Here is a 13,384-nt window from a genome sequence, read left to right as displayed (position 1 = left end):
GTTACGCCCTTTGTTTTTTCCTTGGAATCATTTCTGTTACATGATCAACGACATGGTTTGTTGTTAAACCGATTTCTTCTAATAATTGAGGGACACTTCCATGTTCTATAAATCGATCTGGTATCCCCAATCGTTTAACCGTCATGTCATGATAACCACTGTCATGGAAGAACTCAAGCACCGCACTCCCAAAGCTCCCTTGAACCGAAGCCTCTTCAAGCGTAATCACCTGAGTGTTTTGCTCCGCAAGTTCTGTTAGCATTGGTTCATCTAGCGGTTTAATCGAACGGGCATTAATCACTTTTACAAAAATACCCTCTTTTTCCAGTAATTCAGCAGCTTCAGTGGCTACAGGGATCATCGTACCAAAAGTTAAGATCGCAACATCTGCCCCGTCTTGGAGAACCTCCCACTTTCCAATTGGAATTTCTTTTAATTCTTCATCCATCTTCACACCATACCCATTCCCTCTTGGATAACGAACAGCAATTGGTCCATCATCGTATTGTGTTGCCGTATAGACCATATGCTGTAATTCATTTTCATCTTTAGGTGCCAAAATGGTCATATTTGGAATATGACGTAAATAGGCGATATCGAATACACCTTGGTGCGTTTCTCCATCTGCACCAACTAAACCAGCTCTATCGATCGCAAAGAATACATTTAAGTTTTGACGACAGATGTCATGCACGACTTGATCATAACCTCGTTGTAAAAACGTTGAATATACCGCAAACACCGGCTTCAACCCTTGTGTTGCAAGTCCCCCAGCCATCGTTGTTGCATGTTGTTCCGCGATCCCTACATCAAACATTCGATCTGGAAACTCTTGTGCGAACTGGTCGAGCTTTGTTCCACCTGGCATCGCAGCAGTAATCGCAACGATCCGATCATCTTTTCTCGCTGATTTCTTTAGCGATTCACTAAAAACGCCACTATAGCTTGGTGGACCAGGCTTTTTTACGACTTCTCCGGATTCAATCTTATATGGACCGAGGCCATGCCAAGTTCCCTTAGCATCATTTTCAGCAGGCGCGTAGCCTTTTCCTTTTTTCGTGAGGACATGTATAAGGACAGGTCCCTTTGTCTTCTTCGCATACTGAATATTCTCTTTTAAATCTTCAAGATCGTGTCCGTCAACTGGTCCTAAATACGTAAAGCCCATTTCTTCAAAGAATATTCCAGATACTAACAAGTATTTCAAGCTATCTTTCACACGTTCAGCCGTTGTTGCAAGCTTCCCACCAAACGCAGGGATTTTCTTAATAAGAAATTCAAGCTCTTCTTTTGCTTTTTGGTACTTACCCGCAGTTCTCAATCGGCCTAACACATTATGCAAGGCACCGACATTCGGAGCAATTGACATTTCATTATCATTTAGAACAACAATTAAATCCTTTTGTTCATGGCCAATATGATTGAGAGCTTCTAAAGCCATTCCTCCAGTGAGGGCACCGTCCCCAATAACGGCAACGACATTATCATCAGTACCTTTTATATCTCTGGCAACAGCCATCCCCATCGCTGATGATAATGAAGTCGAACTATGACCCGTTTCCCAAACATCATGCTCGCTTTCATCTCGTTTTGGAAATCCACACAATCCTTTATATTGGCGGAGCTCATCAAATCGATTTGCACGACCAGTTAAAATTTTATGAACGTACGCCTGGTGACCGACATCCCAGATAATTTTATCTTTTGGACTTTCGAAAAGGTGATGAAGGACAAGTGTAAGTTCAACAACACCTAAATTCGGGCCTAAATGGCCACCTGTCACCGATAATTTTTCAATTAAAAACTCGCGTATGTCCTTCGATAAGCTTTCAAGTTGTCCGGTCGAGTAATTTTTTAAGAATCTGGGGTCTTTTATCGTTTCTACATCCATGAAAAACCCTCACTTTCATTTTGTTTTGCCATTTTTTTTGGTTTTCACGTTTCGATTTAATAAATTTATCTTTAATTTTACCTCTAATAGAAATAATAATCTACCAACTTGATATATGATCGGTGTCGAGTATTGAATCGCTAATGTTTTTCCAATTGACTTCCCACCAACAGTAAGCGCTGCAATAATGCTTGTAAAAATAACTGCGATCGTTGATTGTTGCAACGAACCCTCATGATACCCCATTTGCAAAGCAAGTTGAAGAACCACGTAAGCAGACGCCGTCCCACTAATAATACCAGAAATGTCACCAATGACATCGTTACAAAAGCTGGCAAATCGGTCCGCATTACGTGTAATTAAGACCGCATGCTTGGCGCCTGGCAATTTCTCTGCTGCCATTGAATGGAAGGGAACTTCATTGGCTGCTGTTGCCGCAACCCCAATGGTATCAAAAAAGATACCTGTCAAAACAATAATTAGGACGATTAACATCCCAATTCCCCAAGTTACCCCACTCAATAAAAACGTAGAGACAATTGAAAAAATAGCCGCTAACACCAGTGTGATAACGGCAATTCCTAGGCTCCATTTAATCGATTTTGAAAGAGATTGTTTCATTTATATTCATCGACACCCTAACTTTATGTTACAAATTAGTTTCGTTATGTACGGTTGAGTGGTCATTTAAAGAGTAAACACTGTGGCTTAGGTCCAGTAGGCTTTCCCAAGCAGAGACCGAGGCGTCGCCGCCCTGGCGGTTTCCCTTTACCTCCACCTTAGCGTTGTCGCCAATCGCTAGACTGGATTACCACTTAGTCCACACTATAATCCTCTTTAAATGTCTCTACGAACAGTCTAGGAGTTTTCCTCAGCAGCCCCTTCCCATTCTTTTATCCTCTTTTGCAGAGCAGATTTCATATGGCAATGAGTCTCATTTGTTGGCCGACAAATGAAATCCAAGGTCCCATAATCCCCTCCAACTCCACTCAAGGCAGGCTACGCTGCTGACAAACTGCCTATGTTTGTCATGGCAGGTTTATACCTCACGATAACATGAAACATCATGTCATCAAACGAGGCCTCCGCGACAGGAGGGTCAACGCCCACATGCCTTTGTGGATCGCCCTACTGTCTTACTCCCAGCATCGACCCAAAGCTGGGCGCTTCAAGCCGACACCAGAAACTTCATCGATGTGCCCTTCGGCGGATTTTTAGGCCCGCCCTCAAGAATGGAGGACTGACTAGAATACCGCACCACTCAATTATAATCTAAATTATATCATGGGTTAGTGGAAAGACTCAACGAAAATCGATTGTGGTAACTTCAACCACCTCGATGAGCGATGAGTATCATTAATGATCTCGACTCACAATATAATCAGTGATTTCTTCTAACAATGACGTATTCATTGTTACATTAGATAGATATTCTTTGGCACGTTTCGTATGATCATTTAATTTTTGCTTCGCGCCTTCTAATGTCAACAAGCTCGGATACGTGCTTTTATGGTTGCTTGTATCGCTACCAACAGGTTTACCAAGTGTCTTCGCATCACCTTCGATGTCTAAGATATCATCCTTAATCTGAAAAACTAGACCTAGTTGGTTAGCGAATTTTTTGAGATATTCGATATCTTTATCAGAAGCTTCAGCTAAAATCGCACCTGCCACTACTGCAAATGTTAGTAAGTCACCTGTCTTATGATTATGTATATATTCTAGCTGTTCTACCGTTAACGCCTTATCTTCCCCATCCATATCCGCTGTTTGTCCCCCGACCATACCTTCTGGTCCTGTTGCTTGTGCTAACTGTTGGACAAGCTTCATCTTCATCTCCGCTGTCACTTGCGGGTGCATAATGGAAGAAATCATTTCAAAGCTGTATGTGAGTAAAGCATCTCCAGCTAATATCGCAAGTGCCTCACCATACACTTTATGGTTTGTTGGCTTCCCTCTTCGTGTATCATCATCATCCATTGCTGGGAGATCATCATGAATAAGCGAATACGTATGAATCATCTCAATTGCACAAGCAACGTCTAATCCACGTTCATCCCCATGATTAAATCCATTTAAAGTTGCTAATAACAAAACGGGACGGATCCTTTTCCCCCCTGCATTTAGGGAGTATAGCATTGACTCTTTAAGATTTTCCGGAGCTTTCAATCGTTCAATCTGAAGCGGCAAAAGATCATCGATGAGTTTTTTCTTATCAACTAAAAAGGACTTTAAGTTATGCTCAGTCACTTTACTATTCCTCCTGAAACGACGTTATTTCAATTTCACCATCTTCATTTAAAATTTGGTCCATTTGCTTTTCTACGCTTGCAAGTTTATCATGACATATTTTTGATAACGACATGCCTTCTTGGAACATCGATATCGCTTCTTCTAGTGGTACATCACCTTGTTCTAATTTTTCAACAACTGACTCCAATTGTTCAATCGCTTGCTCAAATGTTACTTGCACTTCTTTTTGTTCACTCATCATACCACACCCTTTTTATTCTTTTATTTTAGCAGTACCGTTACTGTTTTTCTTCGATCTGTTTTACCTCACAAGCAAGCGTTCCATCCTTCAACCGAACATCAACGAACTCTCCTACAGCAACTTGTTCAGTTGATTTAACGAGTGTGCCATCTTCTGTATAAGCTAAACTATAACCACGCTCCATGACACGGAGTGGGCTCAATACATTTAGCTTCGCTACAAGCTGTTGGAACGTATTGTTATGATCTTTCAAACGATCCTTCATCAGACGTTGGAGATTCGTTTCTAATTCTGTTTGTTTTTGACTTGCTTGTTTTACAAGTTCGAGTGGATGGTTTCGCTGCAAGTCTTTTGTCAATTGAGCTAACTTCTGTTGATGCTCACCAATCGCACGGTGTGATTGACGTGATAGTCGTTCAACTAACCGATCAAGATCTTGCTCCTTTTGCTTGACCAATTGGACAGGATAGCGAAAGGCATACGACTTTTGTAAATGGTAAAGACGCTGGTTCGCTAACGCAAACCTCTCTTTCACAGAGCGAGTTAGTCTTGCCTCAAGCCCTTTTAAGCGTTCATTTAATTCGGAAAGATCGGGCACGGCTAATTCAGCCGCTGCTGTCGGCGTTGCCGCACGTAAATCTGCAACAAAGTCCGCAATCGTAAAGTCCGTTTCATGTCCAACCGCTGAGATCACAGGAAGTTTTGACTCGAAGATCGCTCTAGCAACAACTTCTTCATTAAAAGCCCACAGTTCTTCAATTGAGCCACCACCGCGCCCAACGATCAGCAGATCAAACTTACCCGCTAGATTTGCTTGGGTAATGGCATTTGCAATTGAAGGGACAGCCTCTTCCCCTTGAACAAGAACGGGTAATAACGTGATATTCGCTATTGGAAACCGTCGTTTTAGCGTAGTCACTATATCTCGAATCGCCGCCCCTGTTGGTGATGTGGCGATCGCAATTTCCATTGGCACAGCAGGAATTGGCTTTTTATAACGTTCAGAAAACAGCCCTTCTTGTGACAATTGCTCCTTTAATTTTTCAAAAGCTAAATATAAATTACCAATGCCATCTGGCTGCATTTCTTTTGCGTAAAATTGATATTGGCCATACGGCTCATAGACAGAAATATCACCTCGTAACAACACTTTCATTCCATTTTCGGGTTGGAATTTCAAAAAGCGATTGTTGCCTGCAAACATAACCGCCTGCATTCGTGAATTCTCGTCTTTTACTGTAAAATACATATGCCCTCGACTGTGCCGCTTAAAGTTCGATAGTTCACCACGAATCCAAATATTTTGCAGCTGCTCATCCTGATCAAATGATCGTTTGATATACTTTGTAATCTCAGTAACTGTTAAAAAATGATCAACGGCCATGACCAAGCTCCTTTATTTTTGAGTTCGTTTAAACGATTGAATCGTATTATGAAGTAGCATCGTAATCGTCATTGGGCCAACCCCACCAGGTACCGGTGTTAAATAAGATGCTACTTCCTTGGCTTCATCAAACTTAACGTCTCCACATAATTTCCCATTGTCTAAGCGATTCACACCGACATCAATAACAACCGCATCATCCTTGATATAATCAGATCCGACAAAGTTGGCTATACCTACAGCAACAATTAAAATATCTGCTTGCTTCGTAAGTTCTTTCATATTTTTTGTTCTAGAATGACAATATGTAACTGTCGCATGTTCATTTAGTAGTAATTGCCCAACTGGTTTACCAACAATGTTACTTCGACCAATAACAACCACATGCTTTCCACTGATTTCAATTCCTTTGGACTTGATCATCTCCACAATACCGAACGGTGTACAAGGCAAAAACCCTTCTTCACCAATCATCATACGGCCAATATTAATCGGATGAAACCCATCTACATCTTTTTCAGGAGAAATACTTTCAATAACTGCTTTTTCTGAAATATGATCGGGTAACGGTAGCTGCACAAGAATCCCGTGAATGGTCTCATCTTCGTTTAGTCGGTCAATTTCTGCTAGCAACTCCTGCTCCGTTGTTGCCTCAGGTAATCGCTGCACAACCGAATGGATACCGATATTATTACATGCTTTCTCTTTTGCTTTGACATAAGACTGTGACGCAGGATCCTCACCTATTAAGATGACAGCTAACCCAGGAACGGCTCCTGTTCTTGCTAACTGTTCAACCTCTGCTTTCATGTCCTCACGTTTTTGTTGCGCAAGTTCTTTTCCACTAATTAATTCTGCTGTCAATTTCCCCACTCCCTTGTTAAAATAATGACATTTATAATCTCAAAAGCTTTATGCTTTATGAGCTTTAGCTACTTTTGATAGAACACCATTTACAAATCGGCCTGACTCTTCTCCGCCAAAGGCCTTTGCTTGTTCAATCGCTTCATTTAAAGAGACATTCATCGGTATATCCTCGATATACTTCATTTCATAGATCGCCATCCGCATAATCGCTCGATCGACATTCCCTACTCGTTCAAGTGTCCAGTTCTCGAGGTGATCGGTAATTATTTGATCAATTTCTTTTTGATGAGCAAGTGTCCCTCTGACTAGCTCTGTAATAAACGCGTCTTGCTCTTCATTGTCTTCAAGCGTATTTTCGATCGCTTCCTGCCAATCTGTATCACTTACATCAATTTGAAAAAGTGATTGTACTGCTTTTTGCCTTGCTAATCTTCTCTTCATCCTATTACTCCTTTAAAACGAATGTTTTCATTCTACTGATGCTATGTTAGATCATAGCATAACCAGAGGCATGAATACAGAACCTCGTTAACATTTATATTGTGATCTTTTTTTATTTTAGCCATGATTTACTCATTTTAAAGTGATCCTAATATAAACATTATATTTTTCTCTGAAGTGGATTGCAAAGAGGATCCACAAATCCTACATCTCAAGGAAAAACTTCTCTTACTTCAGGGGATCTCTTAATCTTTAATGGAAGGCGATGCGAGTAAGCCCTTTCACTGATTACCCACCCTTTCCAGTACTCTCTTGAAGGGTTCCCTGCTTCACAAAAAAAGCCGCCCATGCAAAAGGCATGGCGACTTATCACAGCAACTTATTGTTCTTCAAGGCTCTCTTCCTCTTGAGCCTGTTCAAACTGTACACCGACAACATGGACGTTAACAGCGTTAAGATCGATCGCTGTCATCGTTTGTAATGTTTGCTTAATGTTTGATTGGATTTGTTCAGCTACTTTCGGAATCGCAACCCCATAAATCATAACGACTGACACATCGACGATAATACCTTCCTCAGTCAAATCAACTTTAACACCTTTACCATGATTCTTCTTACCTAGTCGCTCAACAACACCACTAGCAAAGTTCCCACGCATGGTTGCAACACCATCAACTTCTGAGGCAGCAATGCCAGCAATTACCTCGATCACTTCAGGTGAGATTTCGACTTTCCCTAATTCATTTTTTTGTTCATCTAAATCTAACATTTGGTTCTCATTCATTATGCAACACCTCCAAATATACTTTACACGAGTGACTCAACGTTTTACGCCTTAAGATCATAAATTTCTAAGAACTTTGTATTAAAATCACCGCTCAAGAATTGCTCATGTTCTAGCAAACGTAAATGAAACGGAATTGTTGTCTCAATCCCTTCAATTTCAAATTCTTTTAACGCCCGCTTCATTCGTGAAACGGCCTCTTTTCTCGTTGCACCATACGTAATCACTTTTGCGATCATTGAATCATAAAATGGTGAAATCGTGTAGCCAGGGTATGCAGCCGAATCAACGCGGACACCTAACCCTCCCGGCGGTAAGTATGAAGTAATTTTTCCTGGTGAAGGCATGAAGTTTTTATCAGGGTTTTCGGCATTAATTCGACACTCAATCGACCAACCTTGGAACTGAATATCTTCTTGAGAAAAGCTTAACGGTTCACCTGAAGCGATTCGAATTTGTTCTTTTATTAGATCGACACCAGTAACCATCTCCGTTACAGGATGCTCGACTTGAATTCTTGTATTCATTTCCATAAAGTAAAAATTACCATCATTATGATCAAAAATAAATTCAACCGTACCTGCACCTGAGTAGTTCACTGCGGCCGCTGCAGCTGTAGCCGCTTTCCCCATTTCTGCACGCTTATCTTCATCAATGGCTGGTGACGGTGTTTCTTCAAGTAACTTCTGCAAACGTCGTTGAATACTGCAGTCACGTTCGCCTAAATGAATCACATGTCCATTATTATCAGCTAATACTTGGATCTCAACATGACGAAAGTCTTCAATATATTTCTCTAAATAAACGCCTGGATTCCCAAAAGCTGTTGCAGCTTCTTGCTGTGTGATAGAGATTCCTTTGATAAGCTCTGTTTCGTTACGAGCAACACGAATCCCTTTTCCGCCGCCACCGGCAGTCGCTTTGATAATCACAGGATACCCAATTTCTTTTGCAACAGCAACGGCGTCGTCCGTATCTTTGACAATCCCATCGGAACCAGGGACAATCGGTACACCCGCATTTTTCATGGTTTCTCTTGCAACATCTTTTGTGCCCATACGATTAATCGCGTCTGGACTAGGACCAACAAACGTCACATTACAAGCAGCACAAATTTCCGCAAAATCGGCGTTTTCTGCTAAAAAACCATAGCCTGGATGAATGGCGTCTGATTCGGTTAGGGTTGCAATACTCATAATGTTTGTGAAGTTTAAATAACTCTCACTTGAAGGTGTTGGTCCAATGCAGTAGGCTTCATCAGCCAGACGAACGTGGAGTGATTCCCTATCTGCCTCTGAATATACGGCTACCGTTTCAATCCCTAACTCACGACAAGCGCGAATAATACGGACAGCTATTTCTCCACGATTTGCAATCAATAGTTTTTTTATCATAATAGCAACGCTCCTATCCTGATCGAACGAACTCCTGTCGATCATTACTAAACGTATGTAAACTAAAAGTTCTTCCCTTAAAGAAGTTCTGTATGTTTGATTTCAGTTCCTGCTTAAGATGTATGTTTTCTAGGCTTTTGCCATGCTGATTGTAGGTTGCAGACTATTAAAACTATGGTGGACATATCCACCGTTCTCTCTGCTCGCATACCAAACATAGAGCATGAGCTTATTATACCACATTATAGAATGAACAAGTCCTCAAGAAAACAAAAACCCTCCACTAAAAAAGGCAAACGATGGAGGGAGCAGCTTCACTTATTCTTCTGTCTCATTCTCAATGTTATCTTTCGTTGTTTGATCATTTTTATATTGTCTAAAGACAGGGTATTCAGATAGATTATCAGGAATTTTTCCATTCTCTAATAAAATAATCTTTACGATATTTTTATTTCTAGCCATGTGATACTTTTCACCGTATTCATTTTCTTTTGTAAACCGTTTTAAGCTTTGATAATCTTCTTCTTGAATCGATACTTTATAAGCATCGTTGCCATCATGGTCAAACTCTTCCTCAAAGCCAACTTCAAATTCAACAATTTGAATGTTATCGTTTTTCACATTTCGTGTTTGTTCTAATACGGCTTTTGCACCTTCTGTTAAATCATTCCATTCCATAATGATCTCTCCCTCACTTGGATTTGTAAGACACTTACCTGTTGATATGATCACAGTGTCGTATTATACCATTATTATCTTCAATTTTACATGTCAGTATAACAATTTCCAAAAGTTAAACGGGATCGTCTTACAAATCGGAAGCAAAAGGAAAACAATTCGTTTTTATAGAATGCATGATCAAGGAACGGTTCGATCTAACTGAAATGTATTTCATCTAAAAAGATGTGAAGATGACCAGCAACACTCTGTTAACCGAAAAAAACAACTTTTAGGGATGCCTGATATAGCATCCCTAAAAGTTAAAACCTTACTCAGCAGGTTGATGTGCAACAGCGACTGTTTTATCCCCTAACTGCTCTCGAGCCATCATCATAATTTCATTTCCTTGTTCAGATGATAATTCATCTGCTTTAACAATAATTTTTACTTGCTCATCTTCAGTAATCACAAGAACATCGTCATAACCTTTTGACCGGATTAACGTTTCAAGCATTGACTCTTGTTGAGAGAGAACTTGTAAACTATCAATCTTATCTAGCGCTTCACTCTTTAGTTCCGCTGAAACATCATCAGAAGCGACAATATTCGTATATTCTTCACTCAATCGTTCACGGCTTTCTTCACGCTCTAGGCGAATCGATGTAAATACCTCATCATCAGCAATCCCTTGAATAACACTGTCATCTGCTGATTCCGCACCTTCAGGACCTTCTTCAATATTGACAATCGCATCCATCTCTTCATCGGTAAAATCAAAGCCTTCTTCCAATACATTCATTTCTTCTTCCTCGTCAACCTCAAGCATGGCAAATTGATCATTCGGTTGTCCTGGTGCCGTAATATAATATACTGATAAGACAATAATTAAACTAAGCATTGTTAATAACCAAACTGTCTGTTTCTTTAATACCATAGTTTCTTATTCCTCCTTTGATTGTTCTGTTGATTTCGGTAACACTGACACGCGATGGGCGGGCACATCTAAAACCCGACTAACCGCTTCAACCACCCACGATTTTACCTGAATGTTATCAACCCCCCTGGCAACAACTAATACACCGCGTATATCCGGCTTTTCAGTTTTTACGACAATTGGTTCTTCGCTGTCCCCACTTCTAACAATGACAACCTGCTCATCTTTTGTCATGTCCTCCACCTTACGTGTTCCACCTTCACGATCGGTTTCATCGGTCTGTTGTTGTTTTAAGCTCACATCTTTTTCATAAACTTTCCTTTCTGTTTCTGCCAAATTAATCATTACAGAAACATCAGAGACACCAACAATATTCTCAAGCGCCTCTCTTAGCTGGTTCTCATAACGATATTCATAGTCTTCCATTGAAAAAGGCTCTCGTGATTCATTTTGACCAAAGGCAGGCTCATCCTCTTCAAGTGTCTGAGAGTCATTGAACACCATTTGACTAGGTTGATCCCCACTGTCATCACTGTTGAAAAAGTTCCCCAGAATCATCAAAGCCACACCGACACATAAAATAAGTGCTACATAATGAATGGAAGTTTTTTTTCCATCACTTTTTTTTTGAAATAATTTCTTTAACCACTGTGTATTACTATTTTCACCCTTTTTGTCCATACAATGTTTATCCTCCTTCCCATGCTAAAGAAATCTTTTCTTTAGAAATTTGCCACTCAGTTTCTAAGTACGCGAGTACCTCTTTAACATCTATAGGTATTTCCTCCGTAGTTTGTTTTCTTGTCGTATCGATCGCTACAACTTCCACCGATTCAATCCCTTCATTACTATCAGAAACCACTTCATGTTCTCGTTGTTTTACTATTACTGATACTTCATCAATCTGTTCCTCTACACCATCCTCAGCAGCAAATTGTTCCATGGAAATGACAACATCAGTTACTTCCACATCAAACCTGTCTACCAACTCCTCTTCTACTTGTCTTTTCAATTGGACAGCCACCTGTTCTGAAATATATGCACGTTGTCCAGATTCTATATCTACTTTCTTACTTTCAATTGAATTTTCTAAGCTAGATACGGTGATTGCCTCATCTTCAAGGGCTGCGACATCAAAAATTTCGTTAACATCTTTAGAGAAGATTGACAATAGCGGATTTAGGATCATCACTAATAACAACAGCCCGACAACCATTTTCACGTATCGTTGCATGCTTGAATTAGGTAAAAGAAGCTCTAATATCGTGGCAAGCAAAATTAATAGAATAATATTTGTAATCCATTCAATAATAAGCTGCATCGATCCCTCCTCCTTTCCTACCTCATCATCAACGATACATTCCCTGCTGCAACTAGAATCGTAACTGCCAAAAAGAACATCATACAAACCGTTGCTAACGCAGCAAAAATAAATAATACAGTTCGGCCAATAATCGTTAAACAATCAATAATCGGTCCGCCACCGAGTGGTTGCAGGACAGCTGCTGCAATATTAAAGATCAGTGCAAGCGATAGGACTTTGATTGCCGGAAACGCACAAAGAAGAATAAGAATAGCTAGTCCAGCTAAACCAATCGTATTTTTTAATAAAACGGAGGCACCCATCACGGTATCTGCAGCATCTGTAAACATCCTCCCGATCACAGGGACGAAATTACCCGCAACAAATTTTGCAGTCCGAACGGTAATCCCATCAGCGACTGCTGAGGTGGCACCCTGAACGGAAATGACCCCTAAGAATACGGTTAGAAATACACCTAACGCACCAATACTTACATTTCTTAATAAATCAGCAAGCTTGGTCACTTTATAATGATCGGTTAACGTACTGACAATACTTAAGACTGCCGACAAGAACAATAAAGGCAGGACGAAATGTTGAATTAATAAACCGCTCGTATTCACTAGAAACACAATCAGAGGATGAAATAGAGCAACAGATGTTAAACTTCCAATCGAGGCCATTAATGCTAGAAGTAAAGGGATAAGTGCAATCATAAAATGAATCATATTGCTGATCGCATCTTGCGCATACGTAATTGCAACATGAAAACTATTTAATGCGATAATAATTAACACCATATACGTGATCGCATAAGCAACCTTGCTGATCGTATGCTGCTCAAATGCATTTTGCAGAGACTGTAAAATCATACTAAAGACCGTTAACAAAATTAATGAACCTAACAATTTTCCGTTGACTAATAATTCATGTAACAAAAATTTGATTAAACCTATAAACCATTCTTTTATCGAAAACTGCTTTTCACCAGATACAAACTCCATAAATGTTCCTTTTTGACTCTCCGGCAAAAAACCACCATATTCGTGCGCAATTTTCTCCCAATAATATTTAATTTCATCCATACCCAGCTTCTCTAACTGTTCCTCAACAAAACCTTCTTGCTCTATTTCACCTTCAGAGGCTTCTTCTGCCAGGACAAGGTTAGGTACAAACAGCCCGATAACGAGCAATAGTAATAGAAGACGTCTCATCAATTCACCCCCTAACTG

Annotated in this window: 14 protein-coding genes; all 14 read right to left on the bottom strand. The window is 40.2% G+C overall.

Features of this window, described 5'->3' with window-relative positions; all coding sequences use genetic code 11:
- Position 1: 1 nt before the first annotated feature.
- Entirely contained in the window at positions 2–1,891 is a 1,890-nt protein-coding gene (gene dxs, locus KH400_RS14070; protein WP_217225564.1) for a 1-deoxy-D-xylulose-5-phosphate synthase, read from the bottom strand.
- Between the two features lie 15 nt (positions 1,892–1,906).
- Positions 1,907–2,512: a CNNM metal transporter family protein gene (locus tag KH400_RS14065; protein WP_217225562.1), complete on the bottom strand. Its 606-nt coding sequence runs from the start codon at positions 2,510–2,512 to the stop codon at positions 1,907–1,909.
- A 735-nt stretch (positions 2,513–3,247) separates the two neighbouring features.
- Positions 3,248–4,141 (bottom strand): polyprenyl synthetase family protein, encoded by an 894-nt coding sequence (locus tag KH400_RS14060; protein ID WP_312889192.1) that lies wholly within the window; start codon positions 4,139–4,141, stop codon positions 3,248–3,250.
- A 4-nt stretch (positions 4,142–4,145) separates the two neighbouring features.
- Positions 4,146–4,382: an exodeoxyribonuclease VII small subunit gene (locus KH400_RS14055; RefSeq protein ID WP_217225842.1), complete on the bottom strand. Its 237-nt coding sequence runs from the start codon at positions 4,380–4,382 to the stop codon at positions 4,146–4,148.
- A 40-nt stretch (positions 4,383–4,422) separates the two neighbouring features.
- Positions 4,423–5,769 (bottom strand): exodeoxyribonuclease VII large subunit, encoded by a 1,347-nt coding sequence (gene xseA, locus KH400_RS14050; protein WP_217225560.1) that lies wholly within the window; start codon positions 5,767–5,769, stop codon positions 4,423–4,425.
- Between the two features lie 12 nt (positions 5,770–5,781).
- A complete protein-coding gene (gene folD, locus KH400_RS14045) occupies positions 5,782–6,633 on the bottom strand; it encodes a bifunctional methylenetetrahydrofolate dehydrogenase/methenyltetrahydrofolate cyclohydrolase FolD (RefSeq protein ID WP_217225558.1) in 852 nt (283 codons plus the stop codon).
- 48 nt (positions 6,634–6,681) lie between these two features.
- A complete protein-coding gene (gene nusB / locus KH400_RS14040) occupies positions 6,682–7,077 on the bottom strand; it encodes a transcription antitermination factor NusB (protein ID WP_217225556.1) in 396 nt (131 codons plus the stop codon).
- Between the two features lie 379 nt (positions 7,078–7,456).
- Entirely contained in the window at positions 7,457–7,861 is a 405-nt protein-coding gene (locus KH400_RS14035) for an Asp23/Gls24 family envelope stress response protein (RefSeq protein ID WP_217225554.1), read from the bottom strand.
- A gap of 44 nt (positions 7,862–7,905) precedes the next feature.
- Complete coding sequence (accC, locus tag KH400_RS14030; RefSeq protein ID WP_217225552.1) at positions 7,906–9,255, bottom strand: acetyl-CoA carboxylase biotin carboxylase subunit; 1,350 nt, start codon at positions 9,253–9,255, stop codon at positions 7,906–7,908.
- Between the two features lie 318 nt (positions 9,256–9,573).
- Positions 9,574–9,933: a hypothetical protein gene (locus KH400_RS14025; protein WP_217225549.1), complete on the bottom strand. Its 360-nt coding sequence runs from the start codon at positions 9,931–9,933 to the stop codon at positions 9,574–9,576.
- 310 nt (positions 9,934–10,243) lie between these two features.
- Positions 10,244–10,849, bottom strand: coding sequence for a SpoIIIAH-like family protein (locus KH400_RS14020; RefSeq protein WP_217225547.1), 606 nt, complete (start codon positions 10,847–10,849; stop codon positions 10,244–10,246).
- 6 nt (positions 10,850–10,855) lie between these two features.
- A complete protein-coding gene (gene spoIIIAG / locus KH400_RS14015; RefSeq protein WP_217225545.1) occupies positions 10,856–11,530 on the bottom strand; it encodes a stage III sporulation protein AG in 675 nt (224 codons plus the stop codon).
- A 7-nt stretch (positions 11,531–11,537) separates the two neighbouring features.
- Positions 11,538–12,170, bottom strand: coding sequence for a stage III sporulation protein AF (spoIIIAF, locus tag KH400_RS14010; protein ID WP_217225543.1), 633 nt, complete (start codon positions 12,168–12,170; stop codon positions 11,538–11,540).
- A gap of 17 nt (positions 12,171–12,187) precedes the next feature.
- The gene (gene spoIIIAE / locus KH400_RS14005) at positions 12,188–13,366 is read right to left on the bottom strand and encodes a stage III sporulation protein AE (RefSeq protein ID WP_217225541.1); all 1,179 of its coding nucleotides are present in this window, start codon (positions 13,364–13,366) and stop codon (positions 12,188–12,190) included.
- Positions 13,367–13,384 lie beyond the last annotated feature (18 nt).

Origin of the sequence: Desertibacillus haloalkaliphilus (assembly GCF_019039105.1) — a bacterium.
GTDB classification, from domain to species: domain Bacteria; phylum Bacillota; class Bacilli; order Bacillales; family KJ1-10-99; genus Desertibacillus; species Desertibacillus haloalkaliphilus.
This window is presented reverse-complemented; position numbering and strand designations above follow the sequence as displayed.